At 54.9% G+C, this 19,378-nt stretch carries 19 protein-coding genes; 9 read left to right on the top strand and 10 right to left on the bottom strand.

From position 1 onward, the window contains the following. Together R0J87_RS14260 and R0J87_RS14265 are read left to right on the top strand one after the other, a co-directional pair. Window positions 1-1,683, top strand: a 1,683-nt coding sequence (locus R0J87_RS14260; protein ID WP_498886932.1) for a type I secretion C-terminal target domain-containing protein, incomplete at its 5' end; no start/stop codon positions are given. A 103-nt stretch (window positions 1,684-1,786) separates the two neighbouring features. Then, window positions 1,787-2,110 (top strand): tryptophan synthase subunit beta like protein, encoded by a 324-nt coding sequence (locus R0J87_RS14265; protein ID WP_498886933.1) that lies wholly within the window; start codon window positions 1,787-1,789, stop codon window positions 2,108-2,110. A gap of 60 nt (window positions 2,111-2,170) precedes the next feature. Here the strand turns inward: R0J87_RS14265 and R0J87_RS14270 are convergent, their stop codons facing one another. From R0J87_RS14270 to R0J87_RS14290, 5 genes are all read right to left on the bottom strand, one after another. Beyond that, window positions 2,171-4,078, bottom strand: coding sequence for an EAL domain-containing protein (locus R0J87_RS14270; protein WP_498886934.1), 1,908 nt, complete (start codon window positions 4,076-4,078; stop codon window positions 2,171-2,173). Window positions 4,079-4,091: 13 nt separating this feature from the next. Beyond that, window positions 4,092-4,805 (bottom strand): transglutaminase-like cysteine peptidase, encoded by a 714-nt coding sequence (locus R0J87_RS14275; RefSeq protein ID WP_404342620.1) that lies wholly within the window; start codon window positions 4,803-4,805, stop codon window positions 4,092-4,094. A 79-nt stretch (window positions 4,806-4,884) separates the two neighbouring features. After that, window positions 4,885-5,187, bottom strand: coding sequence for an addiction module antidote protein (locus R0J87_RS14280; protein WP_044630743.1), 303 nt, complete (start codon window positions 5,185-5,187; stop codon window positions 4,885-4,887). Next, window positions 5,184-5,483 (bottom strand): type II toxin-antitoxin system RelE/ParE family toxin, encoded by a 300-nt coding sequence (locus R0J87_RS14285; protein WP_498886937.1) that lies wholly within the window; start codon window positions 5,481-5,483, stop codon window positions 5,184-5,186. The genes R0J87_RS14280 and R0J87_RS14285 overlap by 4 nt, the downstream gene beginning before the upstream one ends. An 82-nt stretch (window positions 5,484-5,565) precedes the next feature. Next, window positions 5,566-6,186 (bottom strand): arylesterase, encoded by a 621-nt coding sequence (locus tag R0J87_RS14290; RefSeq protein ID WP_498887003.1) that lies wholly within the window; start codon window positions 6,184-6,186, stop codon window positions 5,566-5,568. A 115-nt stretch (window positions 6,187-6,301) separates the two neighbouring features. On the opposite strand from R0J87_RS14290, the gene R0J87_RS14295 reads away from it, so the two are divergent. Both R0J87_RS14295 and R0J87_RS14300 read left to right on the top strand, forming a co-directional pair. Beyond that, entirely contained in the window at window positions 6,302-7,117 is an 816-nt protein-coding gene (locus tag R0J87_RS14295; RefSeq protein WP_498886939.1) for an ABC transporter ATP-binding protein, read from the top strand. Next, window positions 7,110-9,674 carry an ABC transporter permease gene (locus tag R0J87_RS14300; RefSeq protein WP_498886941.1) on the top strand — a complete coding sequence of 855 codons (2,565 nt, stop codon included), beginning with the start codon at window positions 7,110-7,112 and terminating at the stop codon, window positions 9,672-9,674. Before R0J87_RS14295 ends, R0J87_RS14300 begins: the two co-directional genes overlap by 8 nt. Window positions 9,675-9,741: 67 nt before the next feature. On the opposite strand, the gene R0J87_RS14305 is transcribed toward R0J87_RS14300, so the two are convergent. Further along, a complete protein-coding gene (locus tag R0J87_RS14305) occupies window positions 9,742-9,933 on the bottom strand; it encodes a DUF2283 domain-containing protein (protein WP_058577243.1) in 192 nt (63 codons plus the stop codon). Between the two features lie 15 nt (window positions 9,934-9,948). Further along, window positions 9,949-10,131, bottom strand: a complete 183-nt coding sequence (locus tag R0J87_RS14310) for a hypothetical protein (RefSeq protein WP_498886943.1) — start codon at window positions 10,129-10,131, stop codon at window positions 9,949-9,951. A gap of 217 nt (window positions 10,132-10,348) precedes the next feature. On the opposite strand from R0J87_RS14310, the gene R0J87_RS14315 reads away from it, so the two are divergent. Further along, on the top strand, window positions 10,349-11,752 hold the full coding sequence (locus R0J87_RS14315) for an aq_1923 C-terminal domain (protein WP_498886945.1): 1,404 nt from the start codon (window positions 10,349-10,351) through the stop codon (window positions 11,750-11,752). Between the two features lie 156 nt (window positions 11,753-11,908). Next, window positions 11,909-13,174 carry a serine hydroxymethyltransferase gene (glyA, locus tag R0J87_RS14320; RefSeq protein ID WP_188639408.1) on the top strand — a complete coding sequence of 422 codons (1,266 nt, stop codon included), beginning with the start codon at window positions 11,909-11,911 and terminating at the stop codon, window positions 13,172-13,174. A 109-nt stretch (window positions 13,175-13,283) separates the two neighbouring features. On the opposite strand, the gene R0J87_RS14325 is transcribed toward glyA, so the two are convergent. The 3 genes from R0J87_RS14325 to R0J87_RS14335 all read right to left on the bottom strand — a co-directional run bounded on the left by R0J87_RS14325 (window position 13,284) and on the right by R0J87_RS14335 (window position 15,509). Then, window positions 13,284-14,099 (bottom strand): glycosyltransferase family 32 protein, encoded by an 816-nt coding sequence (locus R0J87_RS14325; RefSeq protein WP_498886946.1) that lies wholly within the window; start codon window positions 14,097-14,099, stop codon window positions 13,284-13,286. A 79-nt stretch (window positions 14,100-14,178) separates the two neighbouring features. Then, entirely contained in the window at window positions 14,179-14,763 is a 585-nt protein-coding gene (locus tag R0J87_RS14330) for a FlgO family outer membrane protein (RefSeq protein WP_498886947.1), read from the bottom strand. Window positions 14,764-14,768: 5 nt separating this feature from the next. Continuing rightward, window positions 14,769-15,509, bottom strand: a complete 741-nt coding sequence (locus R0J87_RS14335) for a hypothetical protein (RefSeq protein ID WP_498886948.1) — start codon at window positions 15,507-15,509, stop codon at window positions 14,769-14,771. Window positions 15,510-15,613: 104 nt separating this feature from the next. On the opposite strand from R0J87_RS14335, the gene R0J87_RS14340 reads away from it, so the two are divergent. The 3 genes from R0J87_RS14340 to R0J87_RS14350 all read left to right on the top strand — a co-directional run bounded on the left by R0J87_RS14340 (window position 15,614) and on the right by R0J87_RS14350 (window position 19,313). Beyond that, entirely contained in the window at window positions 15,614-16,684 is a 1,071-nt protein-coding gene (locus R0J87_RS14340; RefSeq protein WP_498886949.1) for an OmpA family protein, read from the top strand. A gap of 442 nt (window positions 16,685-17,126) precedes the next feature. Beyond that, complete coding sequence (locus R0J87_RS14345) at window positions 17,127-18,074, top strand: HAD-IIB family hydrolase (RefSeq protein ID WP_498886950.1); 948 nt, start codon at window positions 17,127-17,129, stop codon at window positions 18,072-18,074. An 18-nt stretch (window positions 18,075-18,092) separates the two neighbouring features. Then, window positions 18,093-19,313, top strand: coding sequence for a glycosyltransferase family protein (locus R0J87_RS14350; RefSeq protein WP_404342512.1), 1,221 nt, complete (start codon window positions 18,093-18,095; stop codon window positions 19,311-19,313). Window positions 19,314-19,378: the final 65 nt, after the last annotated feature.

The following is a 19,378-nucleotide window of genomic DNA, read 5'->3' on the forward strand; positions in this document are numbered from 1 at the left end:
CTGGTCGACGGCACCATCACCGTGGTCGCCGACGTCACCGACCAAGCGGGCAACCCGGCCAGCGACACCGAAAGCGCAGTTCTTCAGCCACCAGCATCCTTACAAGTAGGTAACAATGATGATAATGAAATAGTTGGAGACGGCGGCGATGATGTTTTGATTGGTGACCGAGGGGGCAAAGAAACTATTATCGATCCCGCTGCTAACTACAATATTTCATTGATTGTGGATGTTTCAGGAAGTATGGCTTGGGATGTGAATGGAAATCGCATACCTGATGGAAGTACTACTCAGTCAAGGTTAGAGCTTACTAAGCAAGCTTTGATAAATCTTGCGGATCAGTTGAAAGATCACGAAGGGATGATTAATATTCAGTTGGTCGCTTTTGCTAGTTCGGCTTCTACACCTTTAACTATACAAGGGCTGAATGCTGGGAATGTACAGCAATTAATCGATGAGATTAACGGGTTGCAAGCTTCGGGTGTTACCAATTATGAAGCTGCATTCGGACAATCTGTGTCTTGGTTTAACGATCAAACTAGTTTGCAGCAAGTTGGTGGGATCGAGTTCGAGGATTTAACTTACTTTTTAACAGACGGTGATCCCACTGCTTACACTGGACGTGATGGCCAGGTCGTCTCAAATGGATTTGTGACTGCTGAAGTGTTTGAAACTTCTGTAACTGCCTTTGACGGCCTGTCTAATATTTCGGAAGTTAATGCAATTGGTATTGGGTCTGGTGTTTCAGAAAATTATCTACGTTTCTTTGATAACACTGAAGTCCAAGGAACAGGAGAGGAGAGTTTTGTAGTAGGGCGAGAGTATGTCGGGTTCTGGCCATTCGGTAGGTGGGAGGATACCGTAAAAACGGTTTCAGGTTCTGTTGGCGATGTCAATATTGTCAATACAGCACAAGATTTAGCAGCTGCGCTGGATGGAAGTTCTGAATTCGATCAACTGGCTGGGCTGGGTGACGATAGACTCATTGGGGGAGCTGGCAATGATATTATTTTTGCTGACTCGATTAACACTGATCACCTTGAATGGACTAATGAGGATACGGGAGTCTTTTTTGCTGAGGGTAGCCATGATGGTTTAGGTTATCAGGGACTTCGTGAATACCTAAAATGGGAAGTTAATGATGGCTCAGTCGCAGAAGATTCACAGATTCTTGATTACGTAAGAGATAATTTTGAATCGTTGATAGATACCACTCGGATTGATGGGGGAGATGATTATTTAGATGGTGGGGTTGGAGAAGATATACTTATCGGTGGTGCTGGCGAAGACACTCTTATTGGTGGTGCTGGCAACGATATCCTCTTTGGTGGTGAAGGTGAAGACACCTTCAAGTGGGAGCTTAATGATCAAGGCTCTACCGGTCAACCTGCCACTGATACGGTGATGGACTTCAACGCTAGTGAAGGAGATGTCTTGGATATCTCTGAGTTGCTTCAGAACGAAGAGAATGTTGCTGATCTGAGTACCTATATCGTTGCAGAAGAGGAGGGAGCGGATACGGTTCTGTATATCAGCTCGGACGGTAACTTGGCCGGCAATAAAGAGAACGCAGACCAAGTAGTTCGCTTGGAAGGGAAGAGTTTCTCTGATTTCGGTGGTGGAAGCGCCCAAGATGTTATTCAGCATATGTTGAATAATGATCAGCTGAAAATCGACCAGTAATATCTAACCCAACCCAAAGGCCGCCTCCGGGCGGCCTTGTCGTCTCTAACCCAGGTTTACTTTTCGCAACTAATCAGCGCGTTTACTTACAGAGGAAGCCGCTATGCTCTACATCAAACGAAATACCCGTGGGGAGATTGTGATGCTCAGCAAAGAGCCCTCGCCTGAGTGTAATGACACCATCGCGGCGGATTCGCCAGAGGTGTTTGCCTTTCTGGCCCAGCAAACGGGGCAGTCGGCGCAAATGATCGCGTCGGATTTAGCGTTTGTGCGGGTAGTGGAAGATATGCTGGAAGTGCTGCTAGAGAAGGGTGTGCTCAGCTTTACCGATTTGCCCGCTGCCGCTCAGAGCAAGGTGATGGAGCGTAAGTCGCTGCGTGCTAATAACGATGTGAATTTGATTAGTGATGATGGCGGGATTATCTGACGCGGCAAATGCCGCGTCGTGGTTTACCTGAACAAACTTACTACAGAGAAGCCTGAGCGATTAGCTCAAGCGTACGCCTGGTCCCGTCGCCCCATCCACACCTGTGCGGAACAGGCTTTCTAACTCCTCAGAGGTTGAGACTCCTTCGGCAATCACCTGAATCCCCAGCGAGTGGCACAGTGTGGCCATACCGCGCACGATGGTTTGCTGCTCGTTCGAGGTATGGATACCGCGAATTAAGCTGCTATCCAATTTGAGGTAGGCAAGCCCTACATCGTGTAAGTCGGCCAGCTTAGTAAATTCCGCTCCCACGTGCTCAATACCGAACTGGCAGCCCAGTGGCCGCAGTGCGCTGCACAGCCCGCGTAGGCTTCCAATGGAGTGCGCTGTCAGCGTAGCAGGCACTTCGAAGCAGAGCTTGCTAGCGAGGGCAGGCTGTTTCTCTAGCAGCAAACGAAGCTCGTTGACGAACTGCGCAGTGTTGATTGACGCAATCGAGAGGTTTACGCCAATAAACTGCCCGGGGTTTGCTTCCAACTGAATGAGTGCCTTTTTCACAACGGCGATGTCCAGTGCTGGCTCAAGCGCAAAGCGGGTAACCCAGGGAATGAACAGGCCTGCGGTTTGCCAAACGCTGGCTAACTCTAGTCGAGCCGGGCATTCATAGTGCAGTACTCGGTTCTGGGCATCGACCACGGGGAAATAAGCAAGCTGCGGGCCTAGGGCAATAGCCGCGGTTAGCGCGTTACGCCAATCGGTATGGTTACTGAACAATGAACCTTGTTCACGTTGGCGAAGGGCGATATTACTCGTACTGCTGTCACTTTCAGCTTCGGCCAGGGCATCGTCTAGCGTTGCCAGCAGTGGACCGCGCTCGTCGTCTGAGTGGTAAGCCACTACCGCCGTCGCTAGGCGTATGTCTGCCTCTGGGGCACTAGCAGCGACCTTTTTCAGTGCCTGTTGCAAACGGGGGAGTAGGGCGTCTGGCTGCTCTTCCAGCGGCAACATCAGCAGGAAGTCGCTGCCGTTTAAGCGCCCAATCATCGCTTCGTCGGCGCTGGTTTCCAGGGCGGCCAACTCTGAGACCAGGGTGCTAAGCAGTTTGTCAGTGGCTTGGTGGCCTAGCAGGTCGTTCAAACTCTCTAGGGCTTGCACGCGTACCATCACCATCAGGCCTGTGGCGCGGGCATCGTCGCTGCCTAATAGCGATGCCAGTTTGCCCATCAGAACATCACGGTTTAAAGCACCCGTGACGCGATCATGCTGCAAATGGCGGCGCAGTTCATCGAGCTTTTGGCTCTCTTGGCTGAGCATTTGGCGCACGTTGGCGGAAAGCACGTTCATCGCTTGGGCGACTTCACGCAGCTCTAGCGTGCGGGGTTCCTGGATGGTGGTAAAACGTCGCGCGCTGATATCTTTTGCCTGAGCGACAACACGTACCAGCGGATGTTTGATGCCTCGCACCATCACGGTGGCACTCGCTAAGCTAATAGCTCCAGCGAGTAAAAACCAGCCGGCGAGTTCTAGCATGCTACGCCAAAGCGAGGCGTAAGCGTAGCTGTGCTGGCTCTCTAGTTCCAGCGTGCCGAACTGCCGCCAGCCATCTTGAATCGTAGCGGTGCCAGTGGGTACATCGAACTGCACCAGGCTGCGAAACCATGCAGGAACATCGCCACTGTACTCACCGGCGCTGCGCTCAATCAATACCTCACCTTCGGCATCGCGCAGGATAATTGAGCGGTAGTAGCCGGTATCGAACTGAGCCGAGATCAGCAGTTCTAGAATCACTAAGTCTTTATCCAGCTGGCTCATGGAGAGCGCCAGAGTCGTGGCATTGTCTTCGTTCTTAATGCGCACTTCCTGCTCGATGTAGTCACGGCTGCTGGTAATACTGATCGCCAGGCTGCCGACAAACGACAACAGCAAGAGCGCAATAATGGCCAGCCAAAGCTGTTTAATCAGCGACATAGCGCCAGTCCTCTTAAATAAATCCTTGTGATTGCATCCGCCCGATCACGCTACGCCAGCGCGACAGCCGTGCCAGCGGGTCGGCGCGGGATTCTGAGCCGCCACCTGCCCAAAGGCCATCGCTGTTAAAACTGAAGACGGGGTCTAGGTCGTTGCGCTGAGAAGCCGGTGAAATAGAAGGCGCAATGTTGTCTAGTACCAGCGGTTCGGCATTTGGCGTTGAGTAGTAGCCTAGCACCATGTGAGCCTGGGTGATTTGGCTACGGCCAATACGGGCGCGAACGTAGATCATACGCAAACGCTCCCCCGGCACACCAAGTTGCTTCAGGGTAATGTACTTCGCGATGGAGTAATCCTCACAGTCGCCTTGCCCTTTACCCAGCGCCTCTAAGGGCGTTGCCCAAAAGTCCTCTTCTCCCCAAACGCGGATATCTTCTACCCAGCGCACGCGCCGGTTAAAAAAGTCGTTCACATCGCGAAGCTGTGCTTGCACGTCCTGGCCACGTAAGCGCTCCAGCAATGCAAACCACTCTTCTAAAACGTTGAGACCGCCTTGCCCATACAACTGCTGCATGCTTTGCCGCAGCTGTTGTGGATTGAAGGCCACCGCAGAGGAGGGATGTATCCCCAGCCCAGCACCCAATAGCAACGCGCCAGCAGCTGTTAAAAACTGCCGACGCGAAACGGTAGAAAGCGGGCGGGATGAGGAAGTAGACATGGACGCCATTAGCGTTGGTCAAATATCGCTCAAGACTACAAGCTAAGGCAAAAAAGCGCTATATCTCCTCAGTAGAAAGTATCAACGTTTACATGACTGGTTCTTCTTGGTGTGGTTTTGCCGTCAAGTCCATACCCAGTGCACGCATGACGGCCAACATCGTCTTCAGCGTTGGGTTGCCTTGCTCGCTGAACGAACGATAGAGCTGCTCACGGGAGAGGCCGGTTTCGCGAGCAAGCTCTGTCATTCCCTTAGCGCGCGCTACGATACCCATCGCTTTAGCAACATAAGTGGCATCTCCGGTTTCCAGCGCATCAGCGAGAAAGAGAGCGATGGCTTCATCGTTCTCTAATGCTGCTGCCGGGTCATAGTCGTAAATCTTATCGCTCATGATTCCTCCCATTCTGCTGCCAGACGCTGCGCTGTATCGATATCGTTTTGCTGCGTGCTTTTATCGCCACCACATAACAGGATGACAAGCTCGTTACCGCGTTGTTTAAAATAGACACGGTATCCTGGGCCATGATGAATACGCAGTTCACTGATGCCTTGGCCAACGGGTTTTACATCGCCAGCTAATCCGTTGGCCAGCCTGAAAATACGGGCAGCAATCAGTGCTTTTGCGCGCGAATCACGGAGCTTACGTTCCCACCATCGGTAAGTGTCGGTCTGTTTAATAGCGAGCATAAAAATATTGTAGTTCTTAGACTACATGCGTGCAAGTTATGAAAAACGGTGCTTAGCCAGTCAGTGCCGTGCGCAAAGTATACTACTGAGAAGAAGCCTGATACGTCTCTTCCAGCATGGGTTCAAGCTCAGGCCATACGTTATCTAGGATAATGGGCTGGGCTTCTGCCGTGGGGTGAATGCCATCGCTTTGCATCAGCTGTTGGTTGAGGGCGATATCTTCCAGCAAGAAAGGCACTAGCGAAAGGTCGTACTCCTCCGCCAGAGAGTGATAGACCCCGGTGAAGGCATCGCGGTAGGCTTGACCGTAATTTGGCGGGATATCGATACCTAACAGCAGCACCTCTGCGCCTGCTTGCTGGCTTTGCTCAATCATGGTGGCGAGATTGGCGCGCATTTGGGCGGGTGGTAAACCGCGCAGGCCATCGTTGCCGCCCAATTCTAACAGAACGATATCCGGCTCACGCTGTCCGATGATATCGGCAAATCGCTGGGCACCGCCTGAGGTGGTCTCGCCGCTAATGCTGGCATTTACCACCTGCGCTTCACCGTCAAGGCGCTCCGCCAGCAGCGTGACCCAGCCCTGCTCCTGCTCAATACCATACGCCGCGCTCAAGCTGTCACCCATCACGAGGAGCATCGGTAGGTTCTCTTCAGAAGTGTTGGCGTATAAAGGGGTAGCACCCAAGCATATGATCAGCATGACGGCGCTAAATACACCACGGCGGGCGGCCGATTGCCCCTGCTGAAGGGCCAGTGTCTGGATAAACAGTTTTTGAATTGCTTGTTTTTGAATTGCTAAAGGGAATCCACGTTTCATGCCTTACTCCTCTGACCCAACATCCAATACCACGACCGAAGATGCGCCTTCGCGCTCGCCCAACACCGACCCATCGGCTGCCCAGAAGGTTCCCCATGATGCGGTGAGCCAGCCAGTGCTTCATGCGGAAAAGCTGGCCAAACGAGTGACCAGCGGTGAACGCACGCTAACCATCTTACACGACCTGTCGTTAAGCGTAGCGGCGGGAGAGAGCGTTGCCATTTTGGGCAAAAGCGGCGCGGGTAAATCCACGCTGCTGGGCTTGTTAGCAGGGTTGGATACGCCCAGCGACGGTGAGTTGACACTCTTTGGCCATGCGCTGAGCCGCCTGGATGAGGATGGCCGCGCGGCATTGCGGGCAGGGCGAGTGGGGTTCGTGTTCCAAAACTTTCAGCTGCTGCCGACGCTCAGCGCGCTGGAAAACGTGCTGCTGCCGTTGGAGCTTTCGCCCCGCGCCGGAGAAACACGCACCGCCCAGCAGTGGTTGGAGCGTGTAGGGCTTGGCGAGCGTACTTCCCACCAGCCCAAACAGCTCTCTGGCGGTGAACAGCAGCGGGTCGCCATTGCGCGTGCCTTCGTGACGGACCCTGAGCTAGTGTTCGCCGATGAGCCGACTGGCAACCTGGACCCGGATACCGGTGCGCAGATTATCGACCTGCTTTTCACGCTGAATAAAGAAGCGGGCACAACGCTGATTCTCGTCACCCACGACCACGCCTTAGCGCGCCGCTGCGACCGCTGCCTGCGCCTCACCAACGGCCAGCTAGTCCCGTTCGAGCCAGCCCCAGCCAACAGCGGGGAAGACGATGAGTGATATTAATTGGCGTTTGGCCGCTCGGAGTTTAAAGCGCGACCTTCGCGCGGCGGATGTGCGGGCGCTGTTTGTCGCGTTGGTACTGGCGGTGGCCGCTTCAACCATGATTGCCTTCTTTCTTGATCGCTTGGAGCGTGGCCTTGAGCGCCAAGCCGGGCAGATGCTGGGTGGCGATTTAGTGCTCGAACAGCGCGACCCTTTCTCAGAAGAGTTACGCAATACGCTAGAGCTGGCGGGTTTTACGCTGAGCGATCAGGTGGACTTGGTCTCCATGATCAGCCAGGGGGAGCGCTTCCAGCCCGCCAGTCTCAAAGCGGTGGATGACGTGTACCCGCATTACGGTGTTTCTCACGTAGATAGGGGCAGCGGCGTCGAGCAAATCGCCTCTGGCCCACCTGCAGGCGAAGCCTGGGCAGACCCACGGTTAGCCGAGCTGATTGAGATAGAGATTGGTGACCGCGTGCAGGTGGGGCAAACGGAGCTGACCGTTAGCGGGATTATCGAGCGCGAAGCGGACCAGTCTGCAGGTTTTGGTAACTTCAACCCGCGCTTGATGCTCAATACCGCTGACCTTGAAGCTACTGGGTTGGTACAGCCAGGGTCACGCATTGAGTTTGAACTGCTGGCTGCCGGGCCGCCCGCCGCGTTAGAGCAAGTGCAGAGCTTATTGGCACAGCTACGGCGTGATGGGGTAGAAGTGCGTGATGTGCGGGTAGACCGCCCGCAGTTGGGTAACGCCCTGCAACGTGCGGAAAGCTACTTAGGCCTGGCCGGGTTAGCAGCGGTGCTGTTGGCTGGGGTGGCGGTTGCTATGTCGACCCGCCGCTACGTAGAGCGTCACCTGGATACCGCTGCGCTGCTGCGCTGCTTTGGGGCCAGCCAGTATCAGCTTGTGACGATTTTCAGCCTGCAACTCATTGGGCTGGCGTTAATGGCCTCCCTCATTGGCGCGCTGCTGGGCTTGGTCGGCCAAGCCGTACTGCTGTGGCTGTTGACCAGCTTTCTGCCCATGACACTGCCACCCCCTGGCATTATGCCGCTATGGTTGGGTATCTTCACCGCGCTAGCGGTACTGGTGGGGTTTGCAGGGCCAACGCTGCTGCGTATCAAGCAGGTGAGCGCGCTGAAAGTCCTGCGCCGAGAGCTGGACCCGCTGCCGCCCGCCGCTTGGCTGGTGGTGGGGGTGGCCAGCATCGTATTTGGCGGCCTGCTGTGGCTCTATTCAGGCAGCTTCTCTCTAGCCTTGGCGCTTCTGGTGGGGGGCTCGGCTTTACTGGCGCTGCTGTGGGGCGTGAGTTCTTTATTGCTGAATGGTTTGCTTCGCGCTGTGCAGCGCCTTAAGGGCGGCGGCGAGTGGGTGCAGGCGTTTCGCCTAGGCGGGCGTCAGCTGGCCCGCCGCAAGCAGGCGGGGCTTGGCCAACTGCTGGCATTTTCAGTCACGTTTTTTGCCATGGCGATGATCGTCCTGGTGCGTGGGGATCTGCTCACTACTTGGCAAGACCAGCTCCCAGAAGATACGCCCAACTACTTCGCCATCAACATTCAGCCCGGCGAGCGGGATGCGTTCGAGCAAGCGGTGGCGCCTCGGGTCGATACCCAAAGCACCCTTTATCCCATGGTGCGTGGGCGTATTACCGAGATTAACGGACAAGCGCCAAGGGATGCTGTTCCCGCCGATGCCCGAGGCGACAACTCGCTGCGCCGTGAACTTAACCTGACGTGGCAATCCGAACTGCCCGAAGGTAACCAAGTGGTGGCAGGGCAGTGGTTTACGCCTGCCAGTGAGCCAAAAGGCTGGATGAGCGAAGTGGACGCGACGCCTCCTAGCGACTCAGAAACTGTTCCCATTTCGGTGGAGGATGGTTTGGCTGAGCGTCTTGGCTTGGGATTGGGAGACGAAATCACATTCGCCGTGGGCAGCGACAGCATCACAACACGCATTGAAAGCCTGCGTAGCCTGAATTGGGACAGCTTTAACCCGAACTTCTTCGTGATCTTCCCGCCTGGCGTGCTGGAATCGTTCGGCCATAGCTTCATCACCGCTTTCCATCTGCCAGACGAAGAGCAGGGCTTGGTGCGTGAGCTGGTCAGCGACTTCCCCGGTGTCTCACTGCTCAACGTAGATGCCATTCTAGGGCAGGTGCGCGATGTGTTGACCCAGGTAACCCGCGCCGTGGAGCTAGTGCTTATTCTGGTGCTGTTAGCGGGCGTGAGTGTGCTCTACGCCGCGCTCACCGCCAGCCGCCCGGTACGCGCCCACGAGAGTGGCCTGCTGCGGGTGTTTGGTGCAGGCAACCGGATGATCTCCCGCGTACAGGGGGCCGAATATGCCTTGCTCGGGTTTGCCAGTGGCCTGCTAGGGGCGGTGCTTGCAGAGCTCGCCACCGCCGTGCTCTACCTCTACTGGCTCGACTTAACCCCGCGCCTGCATATCGGCCTATGGCTAACGCTCCCCATCGGCGGCGCGCTGCTAATAGGTGTCATCGGCCACGCGCTCTCCTACAGCCTGCGCCGCCAAGCCCCGGCTGCTAGCTTAGGATTATTAGGCGAAGCATAAACCTACCAGCAATAAAAAAGGCGGCTATTTATAGCCGCCTTTCCTATGCAAGAGCCACCCTTTATTATCATGCAGCATAGCTTTTCAATAGCGGCCAAGCGCCTTGTTTTGAGGCTTCAAGAACCACAATTTCGACGATGGTATTGTCATCAGCGTAGCTAATGTGGGTGTTCCAATCTTGAGAGACCTCTCTAGCAATCGGTTTCTCAGAAAGGTGGAGCACCAGGATATCATCAGCCTCATCGTAAGTGGTTCTCATGGCATGGCCTCCCAGTCAAAATGATGCATTACCGTCTTTACCACTAATAAATCTTCTAACACGATCGCCGCACACGAGATTATCGGTGCGCTTAGGAAGTGCTTTCGCAATCCAGAGTCGAGTGTCATCTTTAAAGCGGGTATCGCCCGTTTCGAGTAACTCGATCAATTGTTCTTCGCTAATGTTGCGCTCAAGCATTCGTTCTCGCGCGTGGCGAGTGATATGTACTTGGCGTTCAAAACGTCTGCAAAACATACCTAGATGCTCAAGTTAAGATTCATTGTTCGCACATCACTAATTTGGTGAGAATAGCATAACTCGTATGGCCTAACCCTCACCCATCTACACCTCAAATCGAGATGGCGGCGATGCAGCTTGGTGATATGCTAAAACCTTTCAACAGGGAGGTCGTGTCATGCAGGCGAAGGTGATGAAGTGGGGCGCTGCAGGGGTATCGCTTTGGCTAGTGGCGGGAGCCGCGCAGGCGTCGCTGCAACAGCTAGAGGCCGATTTACAAGCAGAGCTGGCAGGCGATGGCGCTAGTATGGTTATCGGGCAGCTTGTAGAAGAAGCCAACAGCTACGTGGCGGAAGATGTGGCGATTACCTACACCAACGGTGATTTGCTCTCGATTGATCGTTACCGCGTGGAAGGTCGTTACGCACGGCCAGCGTCAATTACCCTAGATGGCATCAGTATGACTGAATTGGGTTTCGACTCGCCGGTGTTGACCGTGGGCGAGCTGGTAATACGAGAGCCTGGCGCTGCCGTTCCCATGTTAGAAACCTTCGAAGCGGAAGGTAGCATCATCAACGCACTCAGCCTGAGCGATATTACCTTCCGGCTAGAGGGCAGCCTAGCAGATGAGTTAGCCGCTGAGCTTGAGAGCCAAGCACTAGCCGGTGTTCTCTCCATTGATTCCCTAGAGCTAGAAGACGCGAGCAGCAGTGCCGTTGGTCTCATCGCGTTACAAGGGGTTAGCGGTGAGCTGAACGACCTCGCCACCGGCATCTCCGCGACGTTGGCATTAGGAGATATGCGCATTGAAGCGCTGGAAGGGCTTGACCGCCCTGGTGAAGAGCGCCTTGAGCATGCCGAACTCAACGGTTTCAGTTTAACCGGCGAGCAGTGGAGCGTATTGCTGGACAACGCTTGGGTAAAAGGTAACAGCTACGTGGGCGAAGCGGGCTTTAGCGGTGCGGAGTTTGATCTTGGCGAGTTAATCCATCTAGTGCCCCCCGCCGAGCGTGAAGAACTACAAGCCTTGAATCGTGTGTTGACGGGCGGTACTGGGCGTTTAAGTGCCGAGGGTCAAAGTGCCTCCCAGTGGCATGACTCAACCTCTAATGAACCGAGCAGCCGCAACCGCCTTACCTCGGAAGGGTATTTGCAGCTGGACGGAGCCGGTGGCCTTGAGTTCTCCATAGATGTGCCCATCAGCTTGCCCAAAGGGGCCAGCTTAGAACAGTCCACACAAAACCCCGCCCTGTTTGAAGCGGCGACGCTGTATGGTGGTAATGTCACCGTGGCTTACAGTGATGAAGGCATGTTACCGCGCATTGCCACTGAAATAGCGGCTCAAGAAGGGATCAGCGAAGAGCAGGCGATCTCTCAAGCCTGGGCGCAGGCGCAGCAGTTAGGGCCGCTGCTTGGCCCGCAAATCACCAAGCTCATGGTGGGCATGGTAGATATTATGGCGGGCAAAGCCCAGTCGTTAACCGTTAATGTGGCGCTGCCCAATCCGTTTATGCTTAACCAATTCATAATGAACCCAATGGGCAGCAGCGAGCGCCTCACCTTCACCTTTGAGCTGAAGTAGCGTGGTTGTCCGGTCGGTCAGGTTTGAGGGTCGGCTGACAACATGAAACATGCTCATGCAGGACCTGACGCGGATGCGATGAAAGTCGCGTCAGGCTGCGGTATGATAGCCGCCTCGCTTCTCCATGATGATCCTTTTGTAACGAGGTTCCCGCCGATGTTCAGCCGCGATATGACAATTGCCGGATTCGATGATGCACTGTTTGATGCCATGCAAAAAGAAGTGGCACGCCAAGAAGCTCACATCGAATTAATTGCTTCTGAAAACTACGCCAGCCCCCGCGTACTAGAAGCGCAAGGCAGCCAGCTGACCAACAAATACGCCGAAGGTTACCCAGGCAAGCGCTACTACGGCGGCTGTGAGTTTGTCGATATCGCTGAAAATCTGGCCATCGACTACGCCAAGCAGCTGTTCGGCGCGACCTACGTTAACGTGCAGCCGCACTCTGGCTCTCAAGCCAACAGCGCCGTTTTCCAAGCGCTGGTTACGCCGGGCGACACCATCCTCGGTATGAGCCTGGATGCGGGTGGTCACCTGACTCACGGTGCCAAGCCCAACTTCTCTGGCAAGCACTACAATGCCATTCAGTACGGCCTGAATGAGCAGGGCCTGATCGATTACGACCAAGTCGCTGAACTGGCCCGTGAGCACAAGCCGAAGATGATCATCGCCGGTTTCTCTGCCTATTCTCAGATTGTGGACTGGGCGAAATTCCGTGAAATCGCCGACGAAGTAGGCGCTTACTTGCTGGTGGATATGGCGCACGTTTCTGGCTTGGTCGCTGCTGGCGTTTACCCCAGCCCGCTGCCCCACGCCCATGTGGTGACCTCCACAACGCACAAAACTCTGCGCGGCCCGCGTAGCGGCGTGATTCTCTCGGCAGAGAACAACCCGGATATCGAGAAGAAGCTGCAGTCGGCGGTCTTCCCCGGTGGCCAGGGCGGCCCGTTGATGCACGTGATTGCTGCCAAAGCGATCTGCTTCAAAGAAGCCATGGAACCTGAGTTCAAAACCTACCAGCAGCAGGTGGTTAAGAACGCCCAAGCCATGGCGAAGGTCTTCATCGACCGCGGTTACGACATCGTGTCCGGTGGCACCGAAGATCACCTGTTCTTGCTATCACTGATCAAGCAGGGCGTGACCGGTAAAGATGCGGATGCTGCCCTTGGCCGCGCCCACATCACCGTCAATAAAAATGCCGTACCGAACGACCCGCAAAGCCCGTTCGTCACTTCTGGCCTGCGTATCGGCACCCCAGCCGTGACCACGCGCGGCTTTGGTGAAGACGAGTGCACGCACCTGGCAGGTTGGATTTGCGATATTCTCGACGTCCTGGCCAAAGGCGAAGATACCAGCGCTATCGAAGCTCAAGTGCTGGATAAAGTTGCTGACGTGTGTGGCCGCTTCCCGGTGTATAAGTAAGTCACCATTAAGGGGCACTAGGCTGGGTAAAACCGCCTAGTAAAAAGCGCTAGCCTTGACAGGCTAGCGTTTTTTTTATGGCTCAGCGGTGAACGGCCAGCGCCGTGCATTAAGACGTGGAAGGAGGGTCTTGGCGAATAATGCTGACTTTTTGCTGCTCCTTGGTCCATTTTCCCGCTTTTTTATCAATGTACTGAAAGTGCTCATTAGTGAAACTGCCTTGGTTACAGGCATGGCGATAAGACACGGTCGGCACTTGCTCTTGGTCCAGCAGCTTAATGAACACTCCAGGCCCCGTTAACTCGAACACATTGGTAAGCTGATTCTCCTCAATGTTGCGATGTACCTGCTCAATTAATTTAAGCACATTGGGATTGCCAGGACGGCTGGCAATAAAGTAGTTGCTCAGCTCGCCCTTGCGAGTCGTCACATAGAGCTCCTCTAAGTCTGCTGATACGACTTTGCCCAGTGGCCAGATAGCATGAGCATCGATATCTAGGTACACACCACCATGATGATAAAGGGCCAATAGGCGCCAGAAATCCGCTTGAGCAGCACCGATTTGCAGCTTGGAATAGCTGTCCAGCCACGCAGAGTCAAAGTGCTGTTCTATAAAGTCATGGCGCGCTTGGGTAATCATGAAACGGTACTCAAAGCGTGGCGCCATTAAACGGTTAAACAGGTAATTGAGATACACCGGTAGGGTGACTTTGTTGGTGAAGTTGGTTTGCCAAATAATGCGAGGGATCACAGCGTCATGCTGCGAGGAGAGCCAAGGGGCGCCGCGCTCAGGCAGCGTAAAACGCTTGTTGGGAAAGAGTGCATGAAACCCATAGCTCAATACTTTGGCAACGTTAGCAACCAGTTTGATGACCCGGCTGACGGCCACAATATGTGGCTTACTTTTACGGCGACGTGCAGACATAGTCGTCCTTTCATTGAGCAAATGAAAAGCCTAGCGTATCGCTAGGCTTTCAGTCTGACATTGGCTCGGGAGCTTATGATTACCAGCCGCCCTGAGCCTCCAATAAGCTGCGCATATTATTATCCAGAGGAAGCTGGAAGTCTGCGCTGCCCAACACCATGGCATCGCCTGCGCGAACCACTCGGGCACTCACATATAGATAGTCCTGCCCTTGGGCATACGTACCCATCAAAATGGAGCGCGCATTATGCTGCGAGCTTAAACGTTGAACCTGACGAGAGAGAATAAGTTCACCCACGCTCTCTTCAATGAACATGCTGTCGCGCATTTTGACTTCGCGCACCTGCATACCCTGTTGAGCTAACGCCGATGCCATGATCTCAGAGCTGATACGGCCGAACGTAGATGATTGGCTTAGGTTATCAATACTCACAAAGGTTGCCGCAATCATCGGGCTGTATCGCGTCAGGTCTGGATTATTGGTGACCATTTGTAGAGCCGCTTCGTGGGCGAGCTCTGAGAGGTCCGGCTTGGGTTCTTGAGGTTGAGCGTTATTGCCCAGTGTCGTACAACCCGCTAGCAGCATCATAAGGCAAAAGGCCACGATGGCCCTGGCGCGAAAGGTGCAAGCCGATGGAAACATAAGCAGAGAGTGTAAAGACATAAATATTACCAAGTATCCGTGATAGAAACCGTTGGCGTGGTAGGAGCCTGGGGGACTCGGTGAGGCGCATACTGGCGGCGGTCACCCGAGTTAATGTAATAGATGTTGGAAGAGGAGTAGAGAATTTGATCCTGTTCCACAATTTGCGTGGTGACGATGATCTCTTCGTTACCTTTGTCTGTCCAACTGCCGTTGGTGGTGTCTGCCACCATAGCGGCTGGAATCAATGCAAGCGCTGGCTCACTCCAGTTTCCCAGAGGAATACTAGCAACGGCTATACCGCTCGCCAGGGCAGTAAACGCACCAAAGGGCGGACGGGTATAGCCCCTATCGCGATGCGCGACAACTTCCACGTCAATGTTGATGGTGGCACCGTTAGTGCGAGGCTGGGTCGTGACACTACCGCCACGAGAAACCAGTTCGCTGGTCAGTAGTGTTCTAAAGCCGCGTTCGAATTCGCCGCCGCTGTAGTAAGAGCCATACTGCTCATGTTCTGGTGCTGCAATATGCAGATCCCGAAAACGTACCCGTTCACTGCCTAAAATACCGGCGGCTTCATGCTGGGCAAGCACCTCCCAGTGCTGTGCGGCCTGCATTTTTTGCTGTTCCGTATAGGGGTAGGTCGTGGCAATGGGGGCTTGCGATGTGCTGGCGTAAAAACAGCCACTTAGCATCAGGCTAGCCAGTCCCAGGCCAACGGGGCGTAAAAAGTGGACAATGGGAGATGACATAGGTTGGATGCGCACCTGGTAGTTCCTTATCGCTACTAAACGGCTTTTTGATAGACTAGTTTGCCATGCTTAGCATAGATCGGCCACGAGGTTAAAAACTTGAATGAGTAATCACCCCAATGCTTGAAGACCATCGCAGCGGCCCGCGTCATGATTCTCTGCTCTCCAACTACCCCGAAGACGATAGCAACAACGGTTGGATGATCAGCTATATCGATATCATGACGCTGCTGGTGGCGCTATTTGTCATTATTATTGCCGCTGCCGGGGTGACCAGCCCTGATTGGTCGCCTGCCACGGCAGAGCCTGATACGGGTGACAGCATTGCTGCACCGCTGGGAGTACCGTTGCCCGCTGTGTTGGATGAGCGCCGCCAGCAGAGAAGCTCCACGCTGGCGGCCGTGCCCGGCACTCTTAGTCCGATGGCTATTAGCGCTGCGCTAGGGGTGGCAGGCTTACCGCCTCGTCCTACCACCGTTCCCAGCGTGCCGCCGCTGATAGCACTGCCCGTTCAACCTGAGCCCACTCCGGTGTCAGAGACGCCATTGGTGGCGTCGTTAGTGGAGCGCTTTCACGCTTCGTTACCCACTTCCACATTGTTACCGATCCCTACATTACCGACTCCGTTAGTGCGCATTGAAGAAGAGGTTGCCGCAGCGCCGTTGGCTGATTACATGGTGCTGTTGACCGATCGCCCCCCAGTAAACGTAAAGGAAGTCAGTGATGAGGCGATCAGCAGTGCGTTAGCAATCGATGCCCGTTTGGCTGAGCAGGTTGAAACATCGCCCTATTTACCCAACCTTGAGGGCGTAGAGGTCTCTCGAGTGGCGGAAGGCATCAGCCTGCGGGTACAAGATAGGCTGCTGTTTCCCTCTGCGACGGCAGAGCTAACCGAAGGCGGCTCATCGCTAGTGGGGAGCCTGCTGGAGACGATTCAGCGCTACGATGGCGAAGTGTGGGTAGAGGGACACTCCGATAGCCAGACCATTAATACCCCAGAGTTTTCATCTAACTGGGCGCTCTCCAGCGCACGTGCCATCGCGATTGTTGAAGCTTTAGAGGCCGCGGGTGTGGCCGCTGAACGTTTGCGAGCCGTAGGGTTAGCCGCCACTCAACCTTTGGAAGATAACAGCACCGCCGAAGGGCGTGCGCGTAACCGCAGGGTAGAGGTGGTCATTCACGCTCAATAGGCGGCAGTTAGCAATGAACAACGCTTTTGTATAAGACGATAGGCACAACATAAAAAAAGCCCGCCGGGGGAGGCGGGCTTGAAAGGGCTTGGCTCACTGCAGCCCACTGACATCAGGTGAGGGGGTGTACAAGGTTGCCAGTGGGTACAATTCGAGTATAGCTATTTGTGAGCATTTGCCAAGGGCTTGTGCAATTTTTTTGCGAATTTCTTGTACTTATTTTTATACATAAAACTGATTGAATAAAAAAGCGGGCGTTTTTTTGCACTGTTTTGGTGCTTTTTAAGTGCGCTTTTTTGGTGCTTGGTAGTCGGAGATTATTTTCTGTGGTTTAAGTAATTGATTTTTATTATCTAAACTTCATTGGCATGCATTCTGCTTTATTGCTTATCTGAGAACGACGCCCGCGTAACGTCTTTAAAGATTGCAATAAGGTGGTGCCATGACAGAACACACCCGCACTACAAGCACTCACTCTGAGTGGGTGAATCTCGCCCAGTCCCCTGGAAGCCCCGACCCGGCCCTTCAGCCGCGTTTAGTGGTTACTGACCTAGACGGTTCGCTGCTTGATCACCACAGTTACGACTTCTCTCCTGCAGCGCCTTGGCTGGCGCGCCTAAAACAGCTGGGCGTGCCCGTTATTCCAGTCACCAGTAAAACTCGTGCCGAACTGATCTCCCTGCGTGAAGCGTTAGGCCTAACGGCGACGCCGTTCGTGGCGGAAAACGGCGCTGTGATTGGCCTGCCGCCGGGCTGGTGTCACGCACGGTTAGATCGCCCTGGCAGCGGGCTAGACGGCGTGGTGGTGAAACACACCGGTGTTGACGTGGGGTTTATCCGCGCGCGACTGAACGTCTGGCGTAAGCGTTTGGGCGTGCGTTTTACCCGTATGAGCGAACTGAATGTTGCTGATGTGATGTCGCTCACCGGTTTAGACGAAACCCGCGCAAAAGCGGCCCGGCAGCGGGAAGGCAGCGAGCCGCTTATCTGGGAAGACGACGAGGCCGCGCTGGCTAATTTCCGTTTAGCGCTGGAAGGCGATGGCTTGATGCTCACTCAAGGCGGGCGCTTTTGGCATGTGATGGGCAAAGCCTCTGATAAAGGCAGCGCGGTTGACTGGCTCATCAAGCGCTTTACCGCTTTGCGCGGCCGTGAGCCGCTCTCATTAGGACTAGGCGACGGCCCGAACGATATATCCATGCTCGATGCCGTCGATCAGGCTGTTGTGATCAAAGGGTGCCACGACTTGACCGTCACGCCCACGAATACAGCGCTTTATCGCACTCAGGAAACCGGGCCAGCAGGCTGGGCCGAGGGGGTGGCCCACTGGTGGGGGCGAGACGACCGCCGGTTAGCGGCGGCTTCCACCCAAGCGTCCGTCACGGCCTAATCAACGAGGGATCAGCGTATGAGTGATTTTCATCAAAATGGCATTATCACCGACTTTCATAACCTCACCCGCCGTCCGGTAGAGGCGCTTGAGCAGGAACTGAGCCAATTCGCCAAGCGTCGTCCGATGGGGCTGATACTCCCGTCGCTGTTTTCCGAGTTGGAAGGCCCGGCGCTTTCAGCCATTGTTGATGAGCTGGTGAAGGTGCCTTATCTCAATGAGATTGTGATCGGCCTGGACCGCGCCGATCGTGAGCAATTCCTATATGCCCGCGAATTTTTCTCTCGTCTTCCTCAGCACACCCGCATTTTATGGAACGACGGGCCACGCCTGCGTGAGCTAGACGCCGAGTTGGAAAGTCACGGTTTAGGGGCCTTAGAGCCCGGCAAAGGGCGCAACGTGTGGTATTGCGCAGGATACGTGCTGGCCTCTGGACGCTCGTCGGCAGTGGGGCTGCATGACTGCGATATTCTGACCTATGATCGTAGCCTGCTGGCGCGGCTCATGTACCCCGTGGCTCACCCACGGTTTAACTACAGCTTCTGCAAAGGCTATTACCCCCGCATTGCCGAAGGAAAGCTCAACGGCCGGGTGTCTCGGCTGATGGTGACACCGCTGCTGCGAGCGCTCAAAACCGTGTGCGGGCCGCTACCCTATTTGGACTATTTAGATAGCTTCCGTTATCCGCTCTCTGGTGAGTTTGCGATGCGCAGCGATGTGCTGGAAGGCATTCGTATCCCCGCCGACTGGGGTCTGGAGATCGGGGTGTTGTCTGAACTGCAGCGTAACTACTCCCACCGCCAGCTGTGTCAGGTCGATATTGCCGATGCCTACGACCACAAACACCAGCCCGTTAGCGAGGATGATGCCAACGGCGGCCTGAATCGCATGAGTCTGGATATCGCCAAAGCGCTGTACCGCAAGCTGGCTACCCAAGGCGTGAGCTTTAGCAGTGAAGACTTCCGCACGCTAAAAGCGACGTACTATCGCTTAGCGCTCGATTTGATCGAAGCCTATGATCACGACGCCACCATGAATGGCCTGAGTTTGGATCGCCACTGTGAAGAGCAGGCGGTAGAGCTGTTTGCCAGCAACCTGCTGGAAGCAGGCAACTTATTTTTAGATAACCCCCGCGAACGGCCGTTCATTCCAAGCTGGAACCGCGTACAGGCTGCGGTGCCCGACATCCTGGCGCGAATGCACGAAGCGGTAGAGTTGGATAACCAGGGCAAGGTGTAGCTGGGAAGTGTAGCTGGGAAGTAAGGTGAGCAAGCCCCCGCCTAGTCGGGCGGGGGCAATGCCGA

Origin of the sequence: Halomonas sp. SIMBA_159 (assembly GCF_046536035.1) — a bacterium.
Classification (GTDB): domain Bacteria; phylum Pseudomonadota; class Gammaproteobacteria; order Pseudomonadales; family Halomonadaceae; genus Vreelandella; species Vreelandella venusta_A.

Excerpts from the sequence above, each read along its gene's own strand:
- R0J87_RS14325 (WP_498886946.1), bottom strand. The coding sequence starts at position 14,099 with ATGTCTGCACGTCGCCGTAAAAGTAAGCCACATATTGTGGCCGTCAGC.
- R0J87_RS14305 (WP_058577243.1), bottom strand. The coding sequence starts at position 9,933 with ATGAGAACCACTTACGATGAGGCTGATGATATCCTGGTGCTCCACCTT.
- R0J87_RS14310 (WP_498886943.1), bottom strand. The coding sequence starts at position 10,131 with ATGCTTGAGCGCAACATTAGCGAAGAACAATTGATCGAGTTACTCGAA.
- R0J87_RS14270 (WP_498886934.1), bottom strand. The coding sequence starts at position 4,078 with ATGTCGCTGATTAAACAGCTTTGGCTGGCCATTATTGCGCTCTTGCTG.
- glyA (WP_188639408.1), top strand. The coding sequence starts at position 11,909 with ATGTTCAGCCGCGATATGACAATTGCCGGATTCGATGATGCACTGTTT.
- R0J87_RS14265 (WP_498886933.1), top strand. The coding sequence starts at position 1,787 with ATGCTCTACATCAAACGAAATACCCGTGGGGAGATTGTGATGCTCAGC.
- R0J87_RS14330 (WP_498886947.1), bottom strand. The coding sequence starts at position 14,763 with ATGTCTTTACACTCTCTGCTTATGTTTCCATCGGCTTGCACCTTTCGC.
- R0J87_RS14290 (WP_498887003.1), bottom strand. The coding sequence starts at position 6,186 with ATGCTGATCATATGCTTGGGTGCTACCCCTTTATACGCCAACACTTCT.
- R0J87_RS14345 (WP_498886950.1), top strand. The coding sequence starts at position 17,127 with ATGACAGAACACACCCGCACTACAAGCACTCACTCTGAGTGGGTGAAT.
- R0J87_RS14280 (WP_044630743.1), bottom strand. The coding sequence starts at position 5,187 with ATGAGCGATAAGATTTACGACTATGACCCGGCAGCAGCATTAGAGAAC.
- R0J87_RS14275 (WP_404342620.1), bottom strand. The coding sequence starts at position 4,805 with ATGGCGTCCATGTCTACTTCCTCATCCCGCCCGCTTTCTACCGTTTCG.
- R0J87_RS14285 (WP_498886937.1), bottom strand. The coding sequence starts at position 5,483 with ATGCTCGCTATTAAACAGACCGACACTTACCGATGGTGGGAACGTAAG.
- R0J87_RS14350 (WP_404342512.1), top strand. The coding sequence starts at position 18,093 with ATGAGTGATTTTCATCAAAATGGCATTATCACCGACTTTCATAACCTC.
- R0J87_RS14340 (WP_498886949.1), top strand. The coding sequence starts at position 15,614 with ATGCTTGAAGACCATCGCAGCGGCCCGCGTCATGATTCTCTGCTCTCC.
- R0J87_RS14315 (WP_498886945.1), top strand. The coding sequence starts at position 10,349 with ATGCAGGCGAAGGTGATGAAGTGGGGCGCTGCAGGGGTATCGCTTTGG.
- R0J87_RS14300 (WP_498886941.1), top strand. The coding sequence starts at position 7,110 with ATGAGTGATATTAATTGGCGTTTGGCCGCTCGGAGTTTAAAGCGCGAC.
- R0J87_RS14295 (WP_498886939.1), top strand. The coding sequence starts at position 6,302 with ATGCCTTACTCCTCTGACCCAACATCCAATACCACGACCGAAGATGCG.